Here is a 25,047-nt window from a genome sequence, read left to right as displayed (position 1 = left end):
AAGGGGGGAACACCATGGCTGGAACCCAGAAGGCCGCCGTCGCCGTCGTCCTCGCCGCTCTGGCGCTGACCGCGACCGCCTGCGACAACAACGACTCCGACGGCAAGAACGCCGCCCCGGCCGCGCCGACCACGGCCGCCGCCGCGACCACCGCCGCCGCCGCTCCGCCGGTCAAGGTGAGCCCGGCGGTCTACCTGGAGCAGGTCACCAAGAAGACCGGCGCCGCCAAGTCGGCCAAGATCACCGAGGAGATCACGGTCGGCTCCGTCTCGATGAAGGCCGACGGCGCCCTGGCCTGGGGCGACGGTCTCCAGGGCGACATGACGATGGACATGTCCGGCACCCCGGGCGCCGACAAGATGGCGGGCAGCATCGGCGGCACCGCGTTCACGTACCGGTTCGTCCAGGACGGCATGTACATGAAGCTCGGCGGCGACGCCCTGAAGGCCTCCGACGGGCGGCACTGGGTGCACGTCGGCTACGACGACATGGCCAAGCTGCAGGGCGGCGCCGGCGGCGCGGGCAGCGCCGACCAGCTGAAGAAGGCCGATCCGGTGGAGGCGGTGCGCTCCGTGATCGCCTCCGGCACGGTGACCGAGGTCGGGAAGGAGACGGTGAACGGCAAGCCGGCCACCCACTACACCGGCACGCTGAAGGTGGCCGACCTGGTGGCGGCCAACACCAACCAGCTGACCGCCGAGCAGCTCGACCACGTGAAGCAGTCGATGACCACCGCGGGGATCACCAGCGAGACCGTCGACATCTGGGTGGACGCCGACCAGCTCGTGCTCAAGCAGGCCGCGCAGGCCGACACCAAGGCCGGCGCGATGAAGTTCGCCGTGACCTACTCCGACTACGGCACTCCGGTCGCCACGACCGCGCCGGACAAGTCCGACACGATCGAGATCACCGAGCTGGCGAAGGCCGGCCAGAACGCCGGCGCCGGCAGCTGATCCCGCGCCCCGCCCCGGCGCCCGACTCGTCCGTCCCGGTGGACGGGCCGGGCCCGGCGGGGACCGACCAGGGGGCCGCCACCGGTCGGGCCCGGTCCGGATGGCAAGGTGGCCCGGTGCGAGAGGAACGGACGATGGCGGGACGGCAGCGGCTGGCGGCACTGGCCGTGGTCGCCGTGCTCGCGAGCGGGCTGACCGGCTGCGGCGGAGGCGGGGACGCGCCCGCCTCGCCGTCCACCGGCTCCAGCGCGAGCAGCGCCCCCGCGACCGCCGCCACCCCGACCGGGCCGGCCAAGCCGACCGACCGCTCGCCGCACGGGGTGCTGCTCTCCGCCCAGCTGGCCATGCAGACCGCCCGCCGGGCCAAGGTCAGCTACCGGCTCGGCGCGGACGCCGGCTCCGGCCCGCTGTTCTGGTCACCCAAGACGGCGCTGCAGATCAAGCGGTCCACCCCGGGCGACGCCGAGCAGTTGATCGTCGTGGACACCGTCGGCTACCAGGGCGGCGACGCCGCCACCGCGGCCAAGCACGGCGGCAAGCACTGGGAGCGCTTCTCCGTCCCGCCCGACCCGGACGGCCACAAAGAAGTCCCGTACGCGGGGCTGATCGACCTGCTGAACCCGGTCGAGGCGCTGGCCGCGGCCACCGCGGACGGGGTGGACCCGGCCTTCGTCGGCGAGGAGAAGTACGAGGACTCCACGGTCGAGCACTACCGGGTGACCACCACCGCCGAGAAGTACGCGGCCGCCCAGACCCCGCTGACCCAGTCCCGCCGGGACGGCCTGCGGGCCGCCCTGGCCCCCGGCGGCTCGATCTCGCTCACCCTGGACCTCTGGCTGAACGACAAGGACCAGCTGGTCCGGCTCCAGCGCACCGGCAACGGGGACACCGGCCGGGCGGACGACTCGGTGCTCTACTCCGACCTCGCCGGGCCGCTGCTCTCGGCCCAGGCCCCGGCCGAGACGGACACCGTGGACACCGGCGTCCGGACGGTCTCCCCGCTGGCGCGCTGAGCCCGGTTCGGACCGGGCGGTTCACCCGTCCGAGGGCGATTTGCTTCGTACGGACGGCTCCGGTTACTGTTGCCGAAGCCAAAGACCGCTGGTTGTCGCCTCGCCCCCGTCAGGGAGCGGGTGGCCGAAGGATCTGCGATTCGTCGCAGGCAGCCCGCGCAGGTGTGTCTGGAGCTTCGACTTCCGGGAACCGCGTCCGCGCGAATGCCCGTCGAGGTCGTCACGAGCCCCGTGCGCCTGCGCACCGGGGCTCATTGCGTTTCCGCAAGAGCTTTCCTTCCGTTCCGGCCGGTTCGAGGTGTGAATGGTCGACTTTGCGGTCGGCCGGACTTCGACATCACGGAAGGAGGCGTAAGCCTATGGCCAGGCCCGACAAGGCTGCCGCCGTCGCCGAGATCACGGACAAGTTCCGTGGCTCCTCCGCGGCGCTGCTGACCGAGTACCGCGGTCTCTCGGTGAAGCAGGTCAAGACCCTGCGTCGCTCGCTCGGCGACAACGCCGAGTACGCCGTGGTGAAGAACACGCTGACCAAGATCGCGGCCAACGAGGCCGGGATCTCCGAGCTCGACGACCTGTTCAACGGTCCGACGGCTGTTGCCTTCGTCACCGGTGACCCGGTGGAGTCGGCGAAGGCTCTGCGTGACTTCGCCAAGGAGAACCCCGCTCTCATCATCAAGGGCGGTGTCCTTGACGGCAAGGCGCTGTCCGCCGATGAGATCAAGAAGCTCGCGGACCTCGAGTCCCGCGAGGTGCTGCTCGCCAAGCTGGCGGGTGCCCTGAAGGCCAAGCAGTCCCAGGCTGCCGCGCTCTTCCAGGCCCTGCCGTCGAAGCTCGTCCGCACTGTGGACGCGCTGCGCGACAAGGTCGAGCAGGGCGGTGCCGGTACGCCGGCTCCCGCCGCCGAGGACGCGGCCGCCGAGTAATTCGGCAGGCTCACGCCTCGCTGCGGGCCCGTACGCCCGCCAACCCGTACATCCGGCACCACCTGCCGATTTAGTGGAAGGACGCCAATCATGGCGAAGCTGACCCAGGACGAGCTGCTCGCGCAGTTCGAGGAGCTCACCCTCATCGAGCTCGCTGCCTTCGTGAAGGCCTTCGAGGACAAGTTCGACGTCACCGCTGCCGCTCCGGTCGCCGTTGCCGGCATCGCCGGCCCGGGCGCCGTGGCCGAGGCCGTTGAGGAGCAGGACGAGTTCGACGTCATCCTCGACGCCGCCGGCGACAAGAAGATCCAGGTCATCAAGGAGGTGCGCACCCTGACCTCCCTCGGCCTGAAGGAGGCCAAGGACCTCGTTGACACCGCTGGTGCCAAGGTCCTGGAGAAGGTTGCCAAGGACGTTGCCGAGAAGGCCAAGGCCGCCCTCGAGGGTGCCGGCGCCAAGGTCACCGTCAAGTGACTTCTCGCCCCCTCTGAGGGGGCCTGAGGCCGGGCCGATCACCCTTGCGGGTGGTCGGCCCGGTCTTTTTGCGTTCCCGGCCCCGACCGGCCTTCCTCGGCCCGGCCCAGCGCGGCCACCGGTGTGGCCGATCGCGCACTGGGTACTGTCGGCCACGAGGAGTATGGTGATCACCGTCATCGACGGTGGCCCCCGACCACGGCTTCTGTAACGCGGAGGGGGTTCGGACCGATGAACGGGTCGAGGTCCGCCCCCGCCGACGGGCCCTTGACGAACCTGGCGAGGCGCGCGATTCTCAAGGCGCGAGTCCGCCCCGGTTGGTTTGCGGCTGGATGCATAACCAGCGGCTCCGGCGGGAAATGACTCCACGTGAGTTAGAGCAGTACCCGGTGGGCGCCCGCGCCCCCGGCTACCGGGAGGAGTCTCCGATTCGGTTTCCGAATCAGAGCTGGACAGCAGTGTAGCCATTGGCTACACTGTCCCTTTGCGCTGCCTGTTAGCTGCTCCGTGACTCGTCGCCCGGAGTTTGCGTTGCCCTGAAGGGGTCTGGCATCGCCTCCGCAAAGCGGCTCTGACCTGGGGTTTCGACCCCGGCGGAGGCCAGTGGCGAGGGAGGCGGGATCCAGGCTCAAGCAGGCCCGGCTGGTACGCGCGTAGTGAGCTCCGAGCCCTCGGAAGGACCCCCCTCTTGGCCGCGCCGCGCAACGCCTCGAACAATTCCGCCGCATCCACCGCCCCGCTCCGCGTCTCGTTCGCGAAGATCAAGGAGCCCCTCGAGGTCCCGAACCTCCTGGCCCTGCAGACCGAGAGCTTTGACTGGCTGCTCGGCAACGCGGCCTGGAAGTCCCGGGTCGAGCAGGCGTTGGAGTCTGGTCAGGATGTCCCCACCAAGTCCGGTCTGGAGGAGATCTTCGAGGAGATCTCGCCGATCGAGGACTTCAGCGGGTCGATGTCCCTGACCTTCCGCGACCACCGTTTCGAGCCGCCGAAGAACTCCATTGACGAGTGCAAGGACCGTGACTTCACGTACGCGGCCCCGCTCTTCGTCACGGCCGAGTTCACCAACAACGAGACCGGTGAGATCAAGTCTCAGACGGTCTTCATGGGCGATTTCCCGCTCATGACCCACAAGGGCACGTTCGTGATCAACGGCACCGAGCGTGTCGTCGTGTCGCAGCTGGTCCGCTCCCCGGGTGTGTACTTCGACTCCACCCTGGACAAGGTGTCCGACAAGGACATCTACTCCTGCAAGGTCATCCCCTCGCGTGGTGCCTGGCTGGAGATGGAGATCGACAAGCGCGACATGGTCGGCGTCCGCATCGACCGCAAGCGCAAGCAGTCCGTCACCGTGCTGCTCAAGGCTCTCGGCTGGACCAACGAGATGATTCTCGAGGAGTTCGGCGAGTACGAGTCCATGCGCAACACCCTGGAGAAGGACCACACCCAGGGCCAGGACGACGCGCTGCTGGACATCTACCGCAAGCTGCGTCCCGGCGAGCCGCCGACGCGCGAGGCCGCGCAGACGCTTCTGGAGAACCTGTACTTCAACCCGAAGCGCTACGACCTGGCCAAGGTCGGCCGGTACAAGCTCAACAGGAAGCTGGGCAACGCCGAGTCCCTGGACTCCGGCGTGCTCACCGAGCCCGACATCATCGGTGCGATCAAGTACCTGGTGAAGCTGCACGCGGGCGAGACCGAGTGGCGTGACGAGACCGGCCGCGACATCGTGGTCGAGGTCGACGACATCGACCACTTCGGCAACCGCCGCCTGCGCAACGTCGGCGAGCTCATCCAGAACCAGGTCCGTACGGGTCTCGCCCGTATGGAGCGCGTCGTGCGCGAGCGCATGACCACCCAGGACGTCGAGGCGATCACGCCGCAGACCCTGATCAACATCCGGCCGGTCGTCGCCTCCATCAAGGAGTTCTTCGGCACCAGCCAGCTGTCGCAGTTCATGGACCAGACGAACCCGCTGTCGGGCCTGACCCACAAGCGTCGTCTGTCCGCCCTCGGTCCCGGTGGTCTCTCCCGTGAGCGCGCCGGCTTCGAGGTCCGTGACGTGCACCCCTCCCACTACGGCCGCATGTGTCCGATCGAGACCCCGGAAGGCCCGAACATCGGTCTGATCGGGTCGCTGGCCTCGTACGGCCGGGTCAACGCCTTCGGCTTCATCGAGACCCCGTACCGCAAGGTCGTCGACGGTGTCGTCACCGAGAAGGTGGACTACCTCACCGCCGACGAGGAGGACCGCTACGTCATCGCCCAGGCGAACGCCCCGCTGACCGCGGACCTGCACTTCGCCGAGCCGCGCGTCCTGGTCCGCCGCCGTGGTGGCGAGATCGACTACATCCCGGGCACCGAGATCGACTACATGGACGTCTCGCCGCGCCAGATGGTGTCGGTCGCGACCGCCATGATCCCGTTCCTCGAGCACGACGACGCCAACCGCGCGCTCATGGGCTCGAACATGATGCGTCAGGCGGTGCCGCTGCTGAAGAGCGAGGCCCCGCTGGTCGGCACCGGCATGGAGTACCGCTGCGCCGTCGACGCGGCCGACGTCATCACCGCCGAGAAGTCGGGCGTGGTGCAGGAGGTCTCGGCCGACTACGTCACCGTGGCCAACGACGACGGCACGTACACCACGTACCGCGCCGCCAAGTTCACCCGCTCCAACCAGGGCACCGCCTTCAACCAGAAGGTGCTCGTGGACGAGGGCGCCCGGGTCGAGGTCAACCAGGTGCTGGCCGACGGCCCGTGCACCGACGAGGGCGAGATGGCCCTCGGCAAGAACCTGCTCGTGGCGTTCATGTCGTGGGAGGGTCACAACTACGAGGACGCGATCATCCTGTCGCAGCGCCTCGTGCAGGACGACGTCCTCTCCTCGATCCACATCGAGGAGCACGAGGTCGACGCCCGTGACACCAAGCTCGGCCCGGAGGAGATCACCCGGGACATCCCGAACGTCTCCGAGGAGGTCCTCGCGGACCTCGACGAGCGCGGCATCATCCGGATCGGCGCCGACGTCGTCACCGGTGACATCCTCGTCGGCAAGGTCACCCCGAAGGGTGAGACCGAGCTGACCCCCGAGGAGCGCCTGCTCCGCGCGATCTTCGGCGAGAAGGCCCGTGAGGTCCGCGACACCTCGCTGAAGGTCCCGCACGGTGAGTCCGGCAAGGTCATCGGCGTGCGCGTGTTCGACCGCGAGGAGGGCGACGAGCTCCCCCCGGGTGTCAACCAGCTGGTCCGCGTCTACGTGGCCCAGAAGCGCAAGATCACCAACGGTGACAAGCTCGCCGGCCGTCACGGCAACAAGGGTGTCATCTCCAAGATCCTCCCGGTCGAGGACATGCCCTTCCTCGAGGACGGCACCCCGGTCGACATCATCCTCAACCCGCTGGGTGTCCCGTCCCGAATGAACCCGGGACAGGTCCTGGAGATCCACCTCGGGTGGCTCGCCAAGCAGGGCTGGGACGTCTCCGGTCTCGCCGACGAGTGGGCCCAGCGCCTGCAGGCGATCGGCGCCGACCAGGTCGACGGTGGCACCAACCTCGCCACCCCGGTCTTCGACGGCGCCCGCGAGGACGAGATCACCGGTCTGCTGGACAACACCACCCTCACCCGTGACGGTGAGCGCCTGGTGAACTCCACCGGCAAGGCCCGCCTGTTCGACGGCCGCTCCGGCGAGCCGTTCCCGATGCCGGTCTCGGTCGGCTACATGTACATCCTCAAGCTGCACCACCTGGTCGACGACAAGCTGCACGCCCGGTCGACCGGTCCGTACTCGATGATCACCCAGCAGCCGCTCGGGGGTAAGGCGCAGTTCGGTGGTCAGCGCTTCGGTGAGATGGAGGTGTGGGCCCTCGAGGCGTACGGCGCTGCGTACGCCCTGCAGGAGCTGCTCACCATCAAGTCCGACGACGTGCTCGGCCGCGTGAAGGTCTACGAGGCCATCGTCAAGGGCGAGAACATCCCCGAGCCCGGCATTCCCGAGTCCTTCAAGGTTCTCATCAAGGAAATGCAGTCGCTCTGCCTCAACGTGGAGGTGCTGTCCTCGGACGGCCAGTCCATCGAGATGCGGGACTCCGACGAGGACGTCTTCCGCGCCGCCGAAGAGCTCGGCATCGACCTGTCCCGGCGCGAGCCGAGCAGCGTCGAAGAGGTCTGACGGAGGTTGGGCCGGCTCGCGCTCCTGAACCAATCAGAGTGCGCAGCCGGCCCGCCCCCAGGCCCCCCTCAGACCACAGACAAACTCTCGAATCACGAAAGAGGGCTTGACGACCAGTGCTTGACGTCAACTTCTTCGACGAGCTCCGCATCGGCCTGGCCACCGCCGACGACATCCGCCAGTGGTCCCACGGCGAGGTCAAGAAGCCGGAGACCATCAACTACCGCACCCTGAAGCCGGAAAAGGACGGGCTCTTCTGCGAGAAGATCTTCGGCCCCACCCGGGACTGGGAGTGCTACTGCGGCAAGTACAAGCGCGTCCGCTTCAAGGGCATCATCTGTGAGCGCTGCGGCGTCGAGGTGACCCGCGCCAAGGTGCGCCGCGAGCGGATGGGCCACATCGAGCTGGCCGCCCCGGTCACCCACATCTGGTACTTCAAGGGCGTGCCGTCCCGCCTCGGCTACCTGCTGGACCTGGCGCCGAAGGACCTCGAGAAGGTCATCTACTTCGCCGCCTACATGATCACCTGGGTCGACGACGAGCGCCGCCAGCGCGACCTGCCGTCCCTGGAGGCGCACGTCTCGGTCGAGCGCCAGCAGATCGAGAACCGCCGCGACTCCGACCTCGAAGGCCGCGCCAAGAAGGCCGAGACCGACCTGGCCGAGCTGGAGGCCGAGGGCGCCAAGGCCGACGTGCGCCGCAAGGTGCGCGAGGGCGCCGAGCGCGAGATGAAGCAGCTGCGCGACCGCGCGCAGCGCGAGCTCGACCGCCTCGACGAGGTGTGGGCCCGCTTCAAGAACCTCAAGGTCCAGGACCTCGAGGGCGACGAGCTGCTCTACCGCGAGCTGCGCGACCGCTTCGGCACCTACTTCTCCGGCTCGATGGGCGCGGCGGCCCTCAAGGACCGCCTCGAGACCTTCGACCTGGCGGAGGAGGCCGAGCGCCTCCGCGAGATCATCCGCACCGGCAAGGGCCAGAAGAAGACCCGTGCGCTCAAGCGCCTCAAGGTCGTCTCCGCGTTCCTGCAGACCAGCAACAAGCCCAACGGCATGGTCCTGGACTGCGTCCCGGTCATCCCGCCGGACCTGCGTCCGATGGTGCAGCTGGACGGTGGCCGCTTCGCGACCTCCGACCTGAACGACCTGTACCGCCGCGTCATCAACCGCAACAACCGCCTGAAGCGCCTGCTCGACCTCGGTGCCCCCGAGATCATCGTGAACAACGAGAAGCGCATGCTCCAGGAGGCCGTCGACGCGCTGTTCGACAACGGCCGCCGCGGCCGTCCGGTCACCGGTCCGGGCAACCGCCCGCTGAAGTCCCTCAGCGACATGCTGAAGGGCAAGCAGGGTCGTTTCCGCCAGAACCTGCTCGGCAAGCGAGTCGACTACTCGGCCCGTTCGGTCATCGTCGTCGGCCCGCAGCTCAAGCTGCACCAGTGCGGTCTGCCGAAGGCCATGGCGCTGGAGCTCTTCAAGCCGTTCGTGATGAAGCGCCTGGTCGACCTGAACCACGCGCAGAACATCAAGTCGGCCAAGCGCATGGTCGAGCGTGCCCGCCCGGTCGTGTGGGACGTGCTCGAAGAGGTCATCGCCGAGCACCCCGTCCTGCTGAACCGTGCGCCCACCCTGCACCGCCTCGGCATCCAGGCCTTCGAGCCGCAGCTGGTCGAGGGCAAGGCCATCCAGATCCACCCGCTCGTCTGCACCGCGTTCAACGCGGACTTCGACGGTGACCAGATGGCCGTCCACCTGCCGCTCTCCGCGGAGGCGCAGGCCGAGGCCCGCATTCTGATGCTGTCCTCGAACAACATCCTGAAGCCGGCCGACGGTCGCCCCGTCACCATGCCGACCCAGGACATGGTGCTCGGTCTGTTCTTCCTGACCTCGGACCGCGACGACGTGAAGGGCGCCGACCGCACCTTCTCGTCGACCGCCGAGGCGATCATGGCCTTCGACGCCCGCGAGCTGGACGTCCAGGCCCCGATCGAGCTGCGCCTCGGCGCCGGCACCGTCCCGCCCCGCGGCTGGACCCCGCCGGTGGACGAGGAGGGCCAGTCGAGCTGGTTCGACGGCGAGCCCTTCCGCCTGCGCACCACCCTGGGCCGCGCGCTCTTCAACGAGCTGCTGCCCGAGGACTACCCGTTCGTCGACTACGAGGTGGGCAAGAAGCAGCTCTCCGCGATCGTCAACGACCTGGCGGAGCGCTACCCCAAGGTCGTCGTCGCGGCGACCCTGGACAACCTGAAGGCGGCCGGCTTCCACTGGTCGACCCGCTCGGGTGTCACCGTCTCGATCTCGGACGTCATCGTCCCGCCGAGCAAGCCCCAGATCCTGGAGGGCTTCGAGGCCAAGGCGGAGAAGGTCCAGAAGCAGTACGAGCGCGGTCTGATCACCAACGACGAGCGCAAGCAGGAGCTCGTCGGCATCTGGACCCAGGCGACCAACGAGGTCGCCGAGGCCATGGCCGCGAACTTCCCGAAGACGAACCCCATCTTCATGATGGTCGACTCGGGTGCTCGTGGAAACATGATGCAGATGCGCCAGATCGCCGGTATGCGTGGTCTGGTGTCGAACGCCAAGAACGAGACCATCCCGCGACCCATCAAGGCGTCGTTCCGTGAGGGTCTCACCGTGCTGGAGTACTTCATCTCCACCCACGGTGCCCGTAAGGGTCTGGCCGACACCGCCCTCCGTACCGCCGACTCCGGCTACCTCACCCGTCGTCTGGTCGACGTCTCCCAGGACGTCATCATTCGCGAGGAGGACTGCGGCACCGAGCGCGGCCTGAAGCTGGCGATCGGCTCCGTGGGCGCCGACGGCGTGCTGCGCAAGGCCGACGACGTCGAGACCAGCGTGTACGCCCGCATGCTCGCCGAGGACATCACCGTCGACGGCAAGCTGCTGGCCACCGCGAACACCGACCTCGGTGACGTGCTGATCGACGAGCTGATCCGCCACGGCATCAGCGAGGTCAAGACCCGCTCGATCCTGACCTGTGAGTCGGCCGTCGGCACCTGTGCCTTCTGCTACGGCCGCTCGCTGGCCACCGGCAAGCTGGTCGACATCGGTGAGGCGGTCGGCATCATCGCCGCCCAGTCCATCGGTGAGCCCGGTACCCAGCTGACCATGCGTACCTTCCACACCGGTGGTGTGGCCGGTGACGACATCACCCAGGGTCTGCCGCGTGTCGTCGAGCTCTTCGAGGCCCGTACCCCGAAGGGTGTGGCCCCGATCTCCGAGGCCACCGGCCGGGCGCGGATCGAGGACACCGAGAAGACCCGCAAGATCGTCATCACGCCGGACGACGGCACCGACGAGATCGCCTACCCGGTCTCCAAGCGTGTCAAGCTGCTGGTCAGCGAGGGCGAGGCGGTCGAGGTCGGCCAGAAGCTGACCATGGGTGCCACCAACCCGCACGACGTCCTGCGCATCATGGGCCAGCGTGCCGTCCAGGTCCACCTGGTCGCCGAGGTCCAGAAGGTCTACAACTCGCAGGGTGTGTCGATCCACGACAAGCACATCGAGATCATCATCCGGCAGATGCTCCGCCGCGTGACGATCATCGAGTCGGGCGACGCCGAGCTGCTCCCGGGCGAGCTCGTCGAGCGCGGCCGCTTCGAGACCGAGAACCGTCGTGTGGTCGCCGAGGGCGGTCACCCCGCCTCCGGCCGTCCGCAGCTGATGGGTATCACCAAGGCCTCGCTGGCCACCGAGTCCTGGCTGTCGGCCGCCTCCTTCCAGGAGACGACCCGGGTCCTCACCGACGCGGCGATCCACGCCAAGTCGGACCCGCTGCTGGGCCTCAAGGAGAACGTCATCCTCGGTAAGCTCATCCCGGCCGGTACGGGTCTGCCCCGCTACCGCAACATCCGGGTCGAGCCGACCGAGGAGGCCAAGGCCGCCATGTACTCGGCCGTCGGCTACGACGACTACGACCTGTCGCCCTTCGGCGCCGGCTCCGGCCAGGCGGTTCCGCTGGACGACTACGACTACGGCCCGTACAGCGGCTGAGTCGAGCGTCACTGATCGCAGGGCGGTCACCCCTCACGGGGTGGCCGCCCTGCGGCGTTTCCGGCTATCGGGAGGCGGCGGCCGCGCGCCAGTCCTCCAGGCGGCGGATCCGGGTGTGGGTGTCCGGGTGGCTGGACAGCAGCCGCTGGCCGAGGCCCGGCCGGACGGCGCGGCCGCCGTTCTCCCGCGCGGCGATCGCCATGGCCTGCTCCTCGTCCCGCAGGAAGCCGTGGAAGACCTCGATCATGGCGTCGGCGAAACCGAGTTCGGCTGCCTGGACGTCCGCCCGCAGCTCCGAGCGGCGGCCGACCGCGGCCAGCAGGTACGGCGTGACCAGCACCAGCAGCAGCGGCGGGAAGGACACCGCCACGGCCACCACCAGGACGATCGAGACCAGCCCGACCACGAGGGCGCCGAGCAGCGAGAACACCGAGGCGATCCGGAACGCGATCACCGCCGCGATCCGGAACACCGCCCACGCGATCCGGGCCGGCATCGAGTACCAGTAGCCCAGCAGGGTCGCCCAGGCGTGACCGCCGCGGTGGTGGCCCAGCTCATGGGCGAGCACCGCGGCCAGCTGGGCGTCGGGGAGGGTCTCCAGCGCGTACCGGGTGACGCCGACGATGTGGCCGGCGGCCGCCGTGGCGTTGACCGCCTTGTGGTCCTCGATCCACAGGTCGTACGTCCCCGGGTTCACCCCCGCCCTGGCGGTCACCTGGTGCCAGATCGGCTCCAGCCTGGTCAGCTCGGAGTGCAGCGCCGGACGCATCCGGAACAGGTAGCGGGCCAGGACCTTCTCCGTCGGGCGGTGGAAGACCAGCGCGCCGGAGGCGATCCAGAGGCCGATCAGCACCAGGTTGAGCGGCTCCGGGAGGAGCAGCGAGACCAGCATCACGACCAGCAGGCTGCACAGGAAGTGCGGGAGCTGGAACACCAGTTGGCCGACCGCGGTGGCGTCGGCGCCGCGCTGGCGGGCGGCCAGGTGGATCCGGCCGGTGTGCGGGTCGATGTCGACGGTGGGATCGAGTGCGGGGGGCTGCGACGGGGCCGGCGGCGGGGCGAAGCCCTGGGCGGGGACGCGGGGCGGCTGCTGCGGGGGGTGCTGGGGGTGCTGGGGGTGGGTGGGAGGAGCGTACTGGGGCGGGACGGGGGCGGTGGGGTACTCGGGCGGAGGTGCCGTCGGGTACTGGGGGGCGGCGGTGGCGGGGTACTGCGGCGGCGGGGCGGTCGGGTACTGCGGCGGCGGGGCCGGGGTGGGGTACTGGGGAGCGGCCTGCGGATACTGCGGCGGAACGGTCGGGTGCTGCGGCGGGGGACCGGCGGGGTACTGGGGCGGCGGGGCGTCCGGGTAGGTCGGTTCGGTCATGGCGAGGTCCTCGGGGACGGGACGCGCGCGGCAGCGGCGTCCGTACGGTGGTGGACGGGTGTGCGGAGGCCGGGTCAGCCCAGGAACAGGGCGGTGACCAGCGGGAACAGGCCGACGCCGAAGGCGAGGATGCCGACCCGGACCCAGGAGTGCTTCCGCGAGACGATCAGGCTGTTCTCCGCGAGGGCGGCACGGACGGCCTCGGCGGCCAAGGCCTCGGTGTCGGCCAGGGCGTCGGCGAGCAGCCCCTGTTCGGCGGCCAGCCGGATGTCCCCGAAGTAGCCGAGCGGGCGGCCCGGGCGCCAGGTGCTGCGCCGGAAGCGGGGCAGCACCGCGAACAGCAGCGAGACCAGCGAGACGGCGATGCCCAGGCCGCCGAGGGCCAGCAGCACCGCGGCGGCGCCGGAGAGCTGCTGCGGCGCCCAGCCGTTGCCGGTGAGCAGGCCGCCGAGCACCCCGACGATGACGCCGAGGGCGGCGACCAGGACGGCGGCCTTGCTGTCCGCGCGGGCGATCTCGGTGCGTAGCTCGGCGAGCAGGGCGGTACCGGGTGGTGGCGGTGGTGGCGGTGGCGGTGGTGGGCCGGTGGCGGGCGGGGCGGACACGGTGGGCCTCCTCGGGTTACTGCGACTTCACTGCGACTTCACTGAGACTTCACGGTGACTTCACGGCGACGGCGGAGGGGTGGGGCCCTTGTCGAGCCGGGGCGCGTCCGGGCCGGCGGGCCGGTGGCGCAGGATGGCTTCGAGCGCGGCCTTCGCGTCCTGCCGCGGGCCGTCCAGCTCGAAGTCCTCCAGGGCGTTCTGGTCGAGCAGCCGCTGGATCAGGTGGAGCTGGCCCTGGACCAGCTCCTGCTGCTCGTCCTTGAGGTAGCCGAGCGCCCGCGGCAGGTCCTCGGGGTGGGCGGCCACCTGGAGGGCCCATGCGGTCACCCCGCCCTGCTCCAGGTGGTACTGGTAGAACTTCGCCTTCGCGGCGAGGACCTCGTTCGCCTCCTGGACCTGCCGGAGGGCGTGCGGGTGGGCCTGGGTGTCGAAGTGGTAGCCGCGCAGCCGCTCCTTCTGGTCGCGGGCGGCCTGGTCGAGGTCCAACTGGACGGCGCAGCGCACCCGCAGGCCCTCGGCCTCGGCCACCGGGTACTCGTCCAGTGCCTGTTGGACGGCGGACTCGGCCTCCGCGCTCTGGTCGGTGGTGAGGCCGCGGGTGACCGCCCGCATCCGCTGCCGGACGCGGGGGACGAGCAGGGCCGGGACGTCACCGATCCGGCTGGCCACCACCAGCTCCGGGGCCGCGACCTGCCAGTCGACCTCCACCACGGCCTCGAATGCGCCGACGTCGTCCCGGCCGGGCAGCCGCTCCGTCATCCGAAGGTGGTGCAGGCCGAGGTCGACCTCGAACGCGGCCTGGTAGCCGCGGCCGACCAGATCGCTGAAGCCCGGGCGGTGCGGCGGCAGGAAGACCTGGTGCTCACCGGACGGGGTGGTCAGGACCAGGGCGGAGTCGGCACGGGCGTCCGGCCGCTTGGGCAGGCCGAGCGCGCGGCCCAGCGGGTGGACCTTCAGGACCGGGTCGATGAGGTCGCCGGCGGGGAGGTCGGGGCGGTGTCGTGCCGACATGCGCGGGTGCTCCAGGATCGGGACGGGTCGTCGGTTCGGGTCGTCGGTTCGGGTCGTCGGTTCGGGTGGTGCGGTCTCAGCCGCCGGGCAGGGCCGGTGCCGCCGGGCCGCCGGTCGGGCCGCCACGGACGGTGCGGATCAGGTGGTCCAGCCGCTGGCGGTCGCGCTCGGTGACGGCCAGGTCCTCGAACAGCTCGGTGAGTCGGGCGGTGGTCTCCGGCTGGTCGGCGGCACCGATCAGCCAGCCGCGCAGCACACCCAGGGCGGCGTCGCGGTAGCGGCGGTCGTCGAGTGCCGTACGCCACAGGGCGACCAGCAGCGAACGGACCGGCGCGGGCTCGTCGGGCGCGGGCAGCACCGTGACGCTCAGTACGCCCCCCGGCTCGGGGCGCGGGCTGCGGGCGTACCAGTCGAGCAGCAGCGGGCTGCCGACCGCGGTGTCCTCGGTGCGCTGCGCGGCGGTCAGGAAGGTGGCCAGGGCCAGCTGCCGCAGCTGGCCCGACTCGGAGAGCCAGCGGACCAGGGTGCGCAGGGCCTGCTCGGCCTCGGCGGAGAGCAGCAGGAGTTCGGCGGCTTCCAGCAGGCCGAGCACCTGGAAGCGGTCGGGCCGCTCCGGCGGGTGCGTACCGGGCTGGAACCTGGCGGCGAGCTGGTCCAGCTCCTCGGTGCTCAGGCGCTCGGCGGCCAGTGCGAAGGCCTCCAGGGCCTGGGCCGGCAGCAGCGGGCCGAGCAGGGCGTAGCAGCGGATCGCCGTCCAGCGGCGGCGGGCGCTGTCGTCGCCGGCCCAGCCGCGCAGGATGCGCGGGACGGCGGCGGTGCCCGCGTGGTAGGCGAGGGCGAGGCTGTTGGCGGCCTGGAGGCAGAGCCGGAAGTCCTTGGCGCCGGACCAGGGGCCGAGCAGGCCGCTCATGGTGGCGGAGAGGTCGACGGAGGCCAGCAGGGCGGCGGTGGAGGCCACCCGGGTCCGGACCAGCGCGCGGGAGTCGGTGGCCAGCGCGTTCAGCCAGCCGGTGATCGCGGGGCGGGCCGAGGGGTGGCTCGTCCAGACCTCGCGCAGCAGGGTGGGGGAGGTGCGGGGGGCCAGGAAGGAGGCCATCCGCTGGGGGACCGGGCCCCAGGGGGTCTGCTCGGTCTCCTCGGTGAGTTCGGCGCGGGCGAGGGTCAGGCGGTCCTCGATCGAGCTGCCGAAGGGCGGGATGCCGTCCGGCTCCCCGGCGGTGCGGATGGTCTCCAGGCGGCGGAACAGCTTGTCGGCGGCTTCGGCGGCGAGGGTGTAGGGGGCGTGGTCGAAGACGGCCAGGGAGATCAGGAAGGCCTTGTCGCGGAGGGGGAGTTCATCGCTGCCGAACCAGCGGCCGACCTGCTCCTGGACGATGCTGTGACCGAACGTGGTGAGGTCCGAGAGGTTGCCCGTTTCCGGCGAGTACTGGGCCAGCTTGACGGCGAAGTCGGCCAGCTCCCGCATCGGCCGGGCTCGCGTCAGGAACTCCCGGACGGGGGCCAGGGTGAGCAACTCCTCGATCCGTTCGGCCGGTTGGGACTCCAGCAAGGTGCCAAGGTGTTCGGCGAGCACTGCGCGGGGCTCGGGCGGCTCCCAGCTGACAGTGGGCAGTTCGCGCATCGCCGGAGAGCGGACGGTGGTGATGACCAGGTAGCTGTTCTGCTTGGTGAGGGTCTCGTGGAGGCGGTCAAGATCCGGTTGGCGCAGCGGGCGAGTGCGGGAGGTGGCGTAGTCGGCGAGGAGGTAGCCCTTGGCCTGTTCGACGCCGGTGAGCAGGGCCGCAGGGGAGACATCGGGGTCGAGGTTGCGGATCCGGCGGATGCCCAGCCAGGCCAACAGCATCAGTCCGGCGGAGCGGCGCCCGGTGTCGGCTCGGCCGGTGAGGATCAGAAGCCGCTGTTCGCGTAGTTTTTTGACAGCCTGGTCGAAGAGCGGCCCGCCGTAGAAGACCTTGACCAACGCGGCGATTTCCTCCGCCGGCACCTCGCCGGAGGCGTGCAGCGGCGCACCGAAGGCGGAGCCGAACTGATAGACCGTGGTCTTGGGGCCGGTGACGACGTCGCCGTGGACCTGGCCGCCGGAGACGGTGTGCCGGTCCCCGCCGACGAGGTCGCCGCCGAAGCCGGGGTTGCCGCCGGCGAAGAGGTAGTTGCGGCCGGTGAAGCCCTCCGGGACGTGTTCCAGCAGTTCCTGGACGGCCTCGAAGGCGTTCTGGGGCTGCTCGGGCGGGGCCTCCTGGAGCTCGTCCTGGTCGGAGACGGCGTCCGTCTCCGGGGTGGCCGTCACCGGTCACCGCCGAGGGTGTTGCCGGTGTTGACGTCGCCGCGGACCTCGCCGCCGGAGACGATGTGCTGGTCGCCGCCGATCAGGTTGCCGCCGAAGGTGGGGGTGCCGCCGAGGAACTGGAAGGTGGCGGCCTGCTGGGGGGCCTGCTGGGGAGCCGGGGCGGCGGCCGGGATGGGCGCGGCCTGGGCGATCGGGGCGGCGACGGGTGCGGGCGCGGGTTCGCCGTGCAGCCAGGCCGGGAAGTCGCCCTCCTTGCCCTGGACGGTGACCCGGTGGAACGCCTCCGGTGCCAGTCCGCCGTGGCCGTGCCGGACGATGCCCTGGTAGAGCGCCTCGGACACGGCGAGGGCGCAGGGCCCGTCCCGGTGGCGCAGGGCCTCCCGCAGGACGGTCGAGTCGAGCAGCCGGAAGGCCTGGTTGAGGTCCCAGCCGACGGCGCCGCCGAGGGCTCCGCCGAGTTCCTGGACGGCGACCTCGCCGGAGGCGAGCACGATCCGCAGCCGTACCCGGGCGCTGTCGGCGGCGAGGCGGTTGTTGGCGTGCAGCAGGGTGGGGGTCTCGTTGATCAGTGCGTGCAGCAGCCGGGCTTTGGGGACGGTGGGGCTGATCAGGGCCATCACGGAGTCGCCACGGTCCTCCAGGCGCTGTTCGGCGGGTTCGACCCCGGCGCTGCGCAGCGTCTCGTGCAGGACGGAGTAGAGCATGCGGCGCATGAAGGCCTGCTCGACGTCGTCCCGCCTGCCGAACTGCTCGATGTCCAGCAGCAGGATGGTGTGGTTCACCGGGTCGGTCATGGTCGCCTCTCGGTTCGTCGTCGCGGCTCAGCCTGCCCGTTGCGGGCGTCCTGGTGTGAGCGCCGTTGAGGTACTCGCTCTGTGACGGTGTGCACAGAACCCCTGTGCGGATCAGCGGAGTTGACCGGGCCTCCGGAGCAGGTCGGGGCGCGCGATGACCAGGGAGCGGCGGCTGGTGGCGACGATGCCGCGCTCCCGCAGGGACTTGAGCAGCCGGGCGACGGCCTCCCGGGAGGCGCCGACGGAGCCGGCCAGTTCCTGCTGGCTGAGCGGGACGGAGACCACGATGCCCTCGGCGGTGCGGCGGCCGTGGGTGCGGGCGAGTTCCAGCAGGAGGTCGGCGAGCCGTTCGCTGACGCTGAGCGAGGCGGACTTGAGCCGGTGGTGGTCGGCGGCGCGCAGCCGGTCGGTGGCCAGGGCGAGCAGTTGCATCGAGGCGGCGGGGGTGCGCTGGAGGTAGGCGGTGAAGGCGGCGCGGTCGACGGCGGCGGCCTCGACCTGTTCCAGCGCGGTGACGGTGGCGGCCCGGGGCCGGCCGCTGAGGGCGGCGGATTCGCCGACGATGTCGCCCGGGCCGCGCAGGGCGAGCAGGGCCTCGTACCCGTTCTCGGCGAGGGCGGTCACCTTGAGCCAGCCGTGCAGGACGAGCAGGACGTGGTCGGAGGGTTCGCCCTCGCGCAGGGCGGTGGAGCGCGCGGGGTAGACGAGCCGGTGGCCGAGGGCGAGCAGGGCGGTGCGGTCGGCGTGGTCGAGCCGGGCCAGGAAGGGCACGCGGTCGTCGAGGCCGTGGCCGGTGGCGGTGCCCGGTCCGCCCGGCGGCGTGTTGGCCATTGCTGATCAGCCCTCGTCGTCTTCGCCTCGGCGCGCTCGGGCCCGGGGCCGGGAGGGGCGGGCCGGGAGGGTTGAGCGCGGGCAAACAAGCTACCGGCGCGGCGGCGTCCGCGCCGGTGAATCCGTGAATTGCCCGTCATCCCCCGCGTGGGGGAGCCGGGCGAACCGCTCCGGCGGGGGAGGTGCGACGAGGGGTGGTCGCGGCAGGGTTCTCGGTGTCGGGATGACGGGGCTGGCGAAGGGGGCCGGACATGAAGCGGGTACTGGGCGCGGTGGCGATCACGGCGGCGGTGGTGCTGGGGATGCAGGGGTGCCTGCCGTTCTGGGAGTCGGACGAGCACCGGACGGTGAGTTACGGGGTGGCCGAGCAGGTCAAGGAGCTGGTGGTCGAGGCGGAGAACGGTGGCGTGGAGGTGACCGGCGCCGGGGACTCGGTGCAGGTCGTCGAGCGGCAGAGCTACCGGGGGAGCGCGCCGAGGACCACCCACGAGGTGAAGGACGGCGTGCTGCGGCTCGCGTACAGCTGCGACTCCTGCGGGGTCGGCTACACCGTGCGGGTGCCGGCCGGCACCAAGGTGCGGATCAAGGAGGAGAACGGCGGGGTGCGGCTGGCCGGGCTGGCCGCCGAGGTGGACGCCGCGGTGGAGAACGGCGGGGTCGAGGCGACCGGGCTGACCTCCCCGACGGCGCGCCTGAGCGCCACCAACGGCGGGGTGCGGGCCGACTTCGCGGCGGCGCCGACCGCTCTGGACGCCCGGGTCGGCAACGGCGGGGTGCGGCTGGCGGTGCCGTCCGGGGCGGCGTACGCGGTGACCGCCGAGGCGCGGGAGGGCGGCTCGGACGTGGGCGTCCCCTCGCAGCCGGGCGCGGCGCACACCATCACCGCCCGGGCGGGGACCGGCGGTGTGACGGTCAGCGGTGTCTGACCGGGCGGTGCCGGACGTTCTGCCGGTAGGGCATGATCTTCTCCGCGGGGGCGGGTTCCCCGGGTACGGGGGAGGTACGACGGTGGAGCACGCGGCGCGTTGGCGGAGCCGTACGGCCGGGATGAGCCCGTACGTGCTGGACACCTTCCTGGCGGTCTGCTCGGCGGGGGTGTCGCTCTGGTCGGTCTACAACGACGACACGGACTGGCCCTGGTGGGTGTACCTGCTGGCGGCGTCCACCGCGATGTTCCTGCCCTGGCGGCGCCGGGCCACGCTGACCCTGCTGATCCTCGGCAGCGCGCCCTCGCTGGTGCTGTCGGTGGTGGCGCACTCGGCGAACCCGCAGGTGCCGCTGTACGCGGTGATCGGGATGTACACGGTGGCGGAGCGCTTCCCGGACCGGCAGCGCTGGCCGGTGCTGGCGGTGGTGGTGGTCGCCAACGTGATCGGCACCCACTCGCCGAACGGCGCGCTGTTCAGCGTGCTCACCTCGGGCGGCTCCTTCGTCTTCGGCGCCCTGGTGCGCACCCAGCGGGAGCTGGCCCGGATGCAGGCGGAGCGGGCGCGGGAGGCCGGGGTGCGGGCGGCCAGCGACGCGGCGCGGGCGGTGGCCGAGGAGCGGGCCCGGATCGCCCGGGAGATGCACGACATCCTGGCGCACGCGGTGTCGCTGATGGTCATCCAGGCCGAGGCTGGGCCGCTGGTGGTGCGCGACAACCCGGACCGGGCGATCCGCGCCTTCGACACCATCGCCGACGCCGGCCGCGACGCGATGGTCCAACTGCGCCGGGTGCTCGGGGTGTTGAAGGACCCGGACGCCGAGCGGGAGCTGGCGCCGCAGCCCAGGCTGGCCGAACTCGCCGACGTGGCCGAGCGGGTGCGCCAGGCCGGCCTGCGGGTGGACCTCGAACTCGCCGACGGGCCGGCCGGGTTGCCGGTGGACGTGGAGGCGGCCGCGTTCCGGATCGTGCAGGAGGCGCTGACCAACACCGTCAAGCACTCCGGGGCCGACCGGGTCGCGATCCGGGTGCGGTGCACCGGCGGGGTGCTGGAGGTGGTGGTCTCCGACAACGGCCGCGGGGTGCCGCTGACCGCCGGCCGGCTGGTGGCCGGCTGGTCCGGCGGGCGCGGGCTGGTCGGCATCCGCGAGCGGGCGACGGCCTGCGGCGGCCGGGCCGAGGCCGGTCCGGGACCGGAGGGCAGGGGTTTCCTGGTGAGTGCCCGGCTGCCGCTGGGGCCGGCGGGCGTGGTGGAGAGGGTGGGCGGATGACGCCGATACGGGTGGTGGTCGCGGACGACCAGGAGCTGGTGCGGGCCGGGTTCGGGATGATCCTGGACGCCCAGCCGGACATCGAGGTGGTGGCCGAGGCCTGCGACGGCGCCGAGGCCGTCGAGGCGGTGCGCGCGCACACCCCGGACGTGCTGCTGCTGGACGTCCGGATGCCGGTGATGGACGGCCTGGAGGCGGCCCGCCGGGTGTGCGCGGAGTTCCCGGCCACCAAGGTGATCATGCTGACCACCTTCGACATCGACGACTACGTCTTCGACGCGCTGTACGCGGGCGCCAGCGGCTTCCTGCTGAAGGACGTCCGGCGGGACGACCTGGCGCACGGGGTGCGGATGGTGGCCTCGGGGGAGGCGCTGCTCGCGCCCTCGGTGACCAGGCGGCTGATCGGCGAGTTCGCCGCCCGCAGGCCGGGCGGCCGGGAGCGGGCGGTGCGGCCGCCGTCCAAGCTGCTGGAGCAGCTGACGGCGCGCGAGCAGGAGACGCTGCGGCTGATCGCGCGCGGGCTGTCCAACGCGGAGATCGCGGCCGAGCTGGTGGTCAGCGAGCACACCGTGAAGACCCACGTCAGCAATGTGCTGAGCAAGCTCGGGCTGCGCGACCGGGTGCACGCGGTGGTGTTCGCGTACGAGGCCGGAGCGGTGGTGGCGGGGGAGTCCTGAGCGACTCCCTCCTGAGGGGGAGGGGCCGGGTTCGCCGGTGCGGGCGATCCGCGACGAGGGGCCCGGCCGGGAGGCTCTGGGGTGTCGGAACGGACTACGGACACCGCAGGAGATCGTCAGATGAACGCCACCCGGAACACCCGCCTCACCGCCTACGCCGTCGTCGGCGCCCCCGCCCTGATGGCCCTCTACGGCGGCATCCGCCTGGTGCCCGGCTCCCGCGAGCCCGGCCTCGGCTGGACCGCCGGGCACACCGCGATGTTCGCCGGCCTGCTGCTGTTCGCCCCGGTGCTGCTGGCCCTGCGCCGGCTACTCGCCCCGCGCGGCACCACCGCCGGTCGGCTGGCCGCGAACGCCGCGCTGGGGACGGCGTTCGCGGGCCTGGCGGCCTCGCTGGTGCAGATCGGGATCGACCTGTGCGTCGGCCTGGCCGCGGCGGACAAGGCCGAGCAGGAACGGCTGTTCCAGCGGGTGCAGGACGTCCCCGGGGTGCTCCCGGCCGTCTACCAGGTCGGCCCGATGCTGTTCTACGTCGGCCTGCTGGCGCTGCTGGTCGCGGCCTCGGCGGGGGCGGGGCGGGCGCTGCGCTGGTGGAGCCCCGTGCTGATGCTGGTGGGCACCGTCGCCAGCGGCGCCGACCTGGCCTTCATCCCGCTGGCCGCCGCCTGCTACCTGGTGGCGCTGTCCCCGCTGGTCCGGCCCGGCGTGGCGCCCCGTACGGCGCTGGCCTAGCCGGCTGCCCGGCGGATCCTGCCGGACGGGTCCTGGGCCCGGCCCGCCCTAGCTCATCCGGAAGACCGGTCCGCGCGGGGTGAACGGCAGGCCGGCTCCGCGCGGGACGAGGAAGGCGTGCTCGCGGCGCAGCCGCAGCACGTCGCACTCGCCGTCGGTGATCACCAGGACGGGCGCCCCGGGCGGGAAGTCCTCGGCCCGCTCCAGCAGGTCGATGCCGGGTTGGAGGACGGTGCCGCCGCGCCCGTGCACCCGCAGCCGCCCGGCGATCTCCTCGACCGGGAGGTACCCGGCGTCGTGCGGGGCGGCGTCGCAGTGCACCACCCGGGCGGCCGGGACGTCCCGGGCGGCGGCGTAGGAGGCGATCGCGCCGAGCGCCTTGCCGAGCAGCGTGCGGTCCATCGAGCCCGAGGTGTCCAGGACGACCCCGAAGGTGCAGCGCGGCACCTCCTCCTCGGGGTGGTAGCGGCCGGCCCGGGGGATGTCCGGGGTGGCGGACTGCCGGCGGGCGGGGCGGGAGTAGCTGCGCACCGGCTCCGGGCGCGGCACGAACTCGTCGAACCAGCGGGCCAGTAGGGCGTCCCAGGGGAGCGGCGGGTGGGCGAGCGCGCGGATCTCCTCGACCAGGCCGGCCGGGAGCAGGCCGCGTTCGCGCTGGTGCAGTTCGAAGCCCTGCTGGAGGCCGCGCCGGTAGAAGTCGTCCAGGTCCACGTAGTCCCGGGGCGTTCCCAGCGGCTCGCCGAGGACGTCCGGGCGGTTCTTCCCGGCCAGGGTGGCGAGGCGGCGGATCCGGCGCTGGTCGCGGGCGATCCGGTCGTACACCTCCTCGGCCGACAGGCCCTTCAACTGCGGGTCGTGCAGCAGCCCGTCGGGCATCTCGCCGACGCCCATCTCCAGCAGCCAGCCGTTGATGACGTAGTCGGCGGCGACGTTGAACAGGAACGGGTCCCGCCCGCCGCGGCGCTCGCCGTGCCGCAGGGCGGCGTGCAGGATCTCGTGGCCGAGGATGAACCGCCACTCCTCGTCGCTGTAGTGGCGCAGCGGGTTGACGTAGATCTCGCCCACCTCGGCGTTGACGGCGGCGACGGCGATGTCGTGGGCCCGGGCGAGTTCGGCGTCGGCCACCACGGTGAGGCCGGCCGCGATGCCGCCGAGCAGCGGGTACGAGGAGACGAACCAGTTGAGCGCCCGGTTCCAGGGCCGCTCGGGCAGCCGTTCCCCGGTGGCGGCGTCGATCCGGCCGCCGGCCCGGTCCATCGCGGCGGACATGGTGCGGGTGAGCGCGGCCGCGAAGGCCGTCGGCCAGTCCTCGCGGGCCTGGCCGTGGCCGTGCCACTCGACCAGCAGCTGGTCGCGCTCGGCGGTGCCGGCCGCCCCGGCGGCGTCGAGCGCGGGCAGGCCGTCGCGGCGCCAGCGGGCGGCCAGCTCCTCCTCGTCGCCGCCCGGGTACTCCTGCGGGAGCGGGACCGGGGCGCGGCCGACCGGGAAGGTGGCGAGGAAGCGGTTGACCACCGCGCAGCGGGCGGCGGCCTGGTACGCGTCGGGCTGGGGGCGGCTGCCGCGGGCGCCCGGGAGGTGGCCGAAGCCCAGGTGCAGCAGGCCGTGCGCCAGCACCCAGGCCCACTCCTCGGGTTCGGCCCGGCGGCGCCGGTTGACGTGCAGGGTGCCGTTGGAGTCGACCACCGCCCAGCCGTCCGGCGGGGCGGTGGTGCACTCCTCGGTGCGGCACACGTCGGCCCGCAGCGCGGCGAGGGCCGGGTTGCGGCGCAGCAGCCGGACGCCCTCGTCGAAGGCCTCGGTGCCCGGGTCGGGCTTCTTCGCGGCGGCCTGGGCGCGCTTCACCGGCGGGCCTCGACCAGCCGGGGCATGTCCCGGGCGGCCTCGATCAGGAACCAGGAGGGCAGCACCGGGTTGCCGTCCGAGCCGTCGGCGATCACCGTCTGGGCGACCTCCACCGAGATCTCGGCCAGCTGCACCAGCAGCGACTTGGCCCGGAAGGCGGTCTGCCGCTGCGCCCCGGAGGCGTGTTCCTTGCCGGCGGGCAGCTCCTTGACCAGCCGGCCGCGGAAGGCGTCGGCCAGGTAGTAGAGCAGGTCGCGGTCCTCCAGCCGGTGCGGCCAGCGGGCGTCGCCCTTGAGGATGGCCTCCAGGCCGTAGGAGTTGCGGACGATCTTCGCGTAGCCGCAGAAGGCGATCGCGTGCTGCGGGCTGAGCAGCCCGTACGCGACCACCTTGAGGGTCCCCTCGTCCAGGGTGGGGCCGAAGGAGTGCAGCGCGTCGGAGAGCATGTGCCAGGCGCGCGGGGTGGAGAACGGCTCCTCGGTCTTGGGCGGGGCGGACCACAGGTGGTCGGGCCGGTCGGTGAGGTGGTCGAGGATCCAGGGGTGGATGCCGGCGCCGGCCGCCCAGCGCAGCCAGTCCTCGGCGCTGGCCCGCAGATGGACGTGGACCATGCGGTTGACCAGCGCGGACGCCATCGGCCGGGCGAGCGCGCCGTCGGTGGCGCGGTTCCCGGCACCGATCACGATGGAGCCGGGCGGCAGCTCGTAGGAGCCGATCCGGCGGTCCAGGATCAGCGAGTAGAAGGCCTTCTGGACGTCCGGCGAGGCCGCGTTGAGCTCGTCCAGGAACAGGCAGTACGGCTCGTCGCGGGCGATCTGCTCGGGCGGGCAGAACCGGGAGCGGCCCTCGGGGGTGAGCTGGGGGACGCCGATCAGGTCCTCCGGGGCGAGCTGGGTGCCGACCAGGCTCACGCACTCCAGTCCGAGCGACTCGGCGAACGCCCTGACCAGGGAGGACTTCCCGATCCCGGGGGCGCCCCAGAGGAACACCGGGCGGACGGTGGCCAGGCCGAGCAGCAGCTCGGGGATCTGGACGGGCGAGACGCTGACTGCTCCCTGCACGGGGCTCCTTCGTGGCGACGGTGCGTGACCGGCCCAGTGTGCGGCGGGAGTTGCCCGGGCGCACCCGGATTTTCGGCGGCCCGGGCCGCCCGGCGCCCGTGAGGACC

At 71.7% G+C, this 25,047-nt stretch carries 18 protein-coding genes; 10 read left to right on the top strand and 8 right to left on the bottom strand.

Going from position 1 to position 25,047, the window contains the following annotated elements:
• Positions 1-14: 14 nt before the first annotated feature.
• From ACZ47G_RS01160 to ACZ47G_RS01135, 6 genes are all read left to right on the top strand, one after another.
• A complete protein-coding gene (locus ACZ47G_RS01160) occupies positions 15-953 on the top strand; it encodes an SCO4651 family lipoprotein (protein ID WP_465739364.1) in 939 nt (312 codons plus the stop codon).
• Between the two features lie 134 nt (positions 954-1,087).
• Positions 1,088-1,966 carry an SCO4651 family lipoprotein gene (locus tag ACZ47G_RS01155; RefSeq protein WP_465739363.1) on the top strand — a complete coding sequence of 293 codons (879 nt, stop codon included), beginning with the start codon at positions 1,088-1,090 and terminating at the stop codon, positions 1,964-1,966.
• Positions 1,967-2,325: 359 nt separating this feature from the next.
• Complete coding sequence (gene rplJ / locus ACZ47G_RS01150) at positions 2,326-2,889, top strand: 50S ribosomal protein L10 (RefSeq protein WP_350503606.1); 564 nt, start codon at positions 2,326-2,328, stop codon at positions 2,887-2,889.
• 90 nt (positions 2,890-2,979) lie between these two features.
• A complete protein-coding gene (gene rplL / locus ACZ47G_RS01145) occupies positions 2,980-3,363 on the top strand; it encodes a 50S ribosomal protein L7/L12 (protein WP_380459419.1) in 384 nt (127 codons plus the stop codon).
• A gap of 688 nt (positions 3,364-4,051) precedes the next feature.
• On the top strand, positions 4,052-7,528 hold the full coding sequence (rpoB, locus tag ACZ47G_RS01140; RefSeq protein WP_380459417.1) for a DNA-directed RNA polymerase subunit beta: 3,477 nt from the start codon (positions 4,052-4,054) through the stop codon (positions 7,526-7,528).
• Positions 7,529-7,644: 116 nt separating this feature from the next.
• On the top strand, positions 7,645-11,538 hold the full coding sequence (locus ACZ47G_RS01135; protein ID WP_465739362.1) for a DNA-directed RNA polymerase subunit beta': 3,894 nt from the start codon (positions 7,645-7,647) through the stop codon (positions 11,536-11,538).
• Between the two features lie 64 nt (positions 11,539-11,602).
• Here the strand turns inward: ACZ47G_RS01135 and ACZ47G_RS01130 are convergent, their stop codons facing one another.
• The 6 genes from ACZ47G_RS01130 to ACZ47G_RS01105 form a co-directional block, all read right to left on the bottom strand.
• Complete coding sequence (locus ACZ47G_RS01130) at positions 11,603-12,904, bottom strand: M48 family metalloprotease (RefSeq protein ID WP_465739361.1); 1,302 nt, start codon at positions 12,902-12,904, stop codon at positions 11,603-11,605.
• A gap of 74 nt (positions 12,905-12,978) precedes the next feature.
• A complete protein-coding gene (locus ACZ47G_RS01125; protein WP_465739360.1) occupies positions 12,979-13,509 on the bottom strand; it encodes a Pycsar system effector family protein in 531 nt (176 codons plus the stop codon).
• Between the two features lie 60 nt (positions 13,510-13,569).
• The gene (locus tag ACZ47G_RS01120) at positions 13,570-14,520 is read right to left on the bottom strand and encodes a hypothetical protein (protein ID WP_465739359.1); all 951 of its coding nucleotides are present in this window, start codon (positions 14,518-14,520) and stop codon (positions 13,570-13,572) included.
• Positions 14,521-14,596: 76 nt separating this feature from the next.
• Positions 14,597-16,807, bottom strand: a complete 2,211-nt coding sequence (locus tag ACZ47G_RS01115; RefSeq protein WP_465739358.1) for a hypothetical protein — start codon at positions 16,805-16,807, stop codon at positions 14,597-14,599.
• Positions 16,804-17,601: a PAS domain-containing protein gene (locus tag ACZ47G_RS01110; protein WP_465739357.1), complete on the bottom strand. Its 798-nt coding sequence runs from the start codon at positions 17,599-17,601 to the stop codon at positions 16,804-16,806. The genes ACZ47G_RS01115 and ACZ47G_RS01110 overlap by 4 nt, the downstream gene beginning before the upstream one ends.
• Positions 17,602-17,712: 111 nt before the next feature.
• Positions 17,713-18,432 carry a Crp/Fnr family transcriptional regulator gene (locus ACZ47G_RS01105; RefSeq protein ID WP_465739356.1) on the bottom strand — a complete coding sequence of 240 codons (720 nt, stop codon included), beginning with the start codon at positions 18,430-18,432 and terminating at the stop codon, positions 17,713-17,715.
• Positions 18,433-18,683: 251 nt separating this feature from the next.
• On the opposite strand from ACZ47G_RS01105, the gene ACZ47G_RS01100 reads away from it, so the two are divergent.
• From ACZ47G_RS01100 to ACZ47G_RS01085, 4 genes are all read left to right on the top strand, one after another.
• Complete coding sequence (locus ACZ47G_RS01100; protein WP_465739355.1) at positions 18,684-19,358, top strand: DUF4097 family beta strand repeat-containing protein; 675 nt, start codon at positions 18,684-18,686, stop codon at positions 19,356-19,358.
• An 82-nt stretch (positions 19,359-19,440) separates the two neighbouring features.
• On the top strand, positions 19,441-20,628 hold the full coding sequence (locus tag ACZ47G_RS01095; protein WP_465739354.1) for a sensor histidine kinase: 1,188 nt from the start codon (positions 19,441-19,443) through the stop codon (positions 20,626-20,628).
• Positions 20,625-21,305 carry a response regulator gene (locus ACZ47G_RS01090; RefSeq protein WP_465739353.1) on the top strand — a complete coding sequence of 227 codons (681 nt, stop codon included), beginning with the start codon at positions 20,625-20,627 and terminating at the stop codon, positions 21,303-21,305. The genes ACZ47G_RS01095 and ACZ47G_RS01090 overlap by 4 nt, the downstream gene beginning before the upstream one ends.
• Before the next feature lie 120 nt (positions 21,306-21,425).
• A complete protein-coding gene (locus ACZ47G_RS01085) occupies positions 21,426-22,037 on the top strand; it encodes a hypothetical protein (protein WP_465739352.1) in 612 nt (203 codons plus the stop codon).
• A 48-nt stretch (positions 22,038-22,085) separates the two neighbouring features.
• Here the strand turns inward: ACZ47G_RS01085 and ACZ47G_RS01080 are convergent, their stop codons facing one another.
• Both ACZ47G_RS01080 and ACZ47G_RS01075 read right to left on the bottom strand, forming a co-directional pair.
• The gene (locus ACZ47G_RS01080; RefSeq protein ID WP_465739351.1) at positions 22,086-23,879 is read right to left on the bottom strand and encodes a vWA domain-containing protein; all 1,794 of its coding nucleotides are present in this window, start codon (positions 23,877-23,879) and stop codon (positions 22,086-22,088) included.
• Positions 23,876-24,940, bottom strand: coding sequence for an ATP-binding protein (locus ACZ47G_RS01075; protein ID WP_465739350.1), 1,065 nt, complete (start codon positions 24,938-24,940; stop codon positions 23,876-23,878). The genes ACZ47G_RS01080 and ACZ47G_RS01075 overlap by 4 nt, the downstream gene beginning before the upstream one ends.
• Between the last annotated feature and the right edge of the window lie 107 nt (positions 24,941-25,047).

The organism is Kitasatospora sp. NPDC030952 (assembly GCF_055571335.1).
This window is presented reverse-complemented; position numbering and strand designations above follow the sequence as displayed.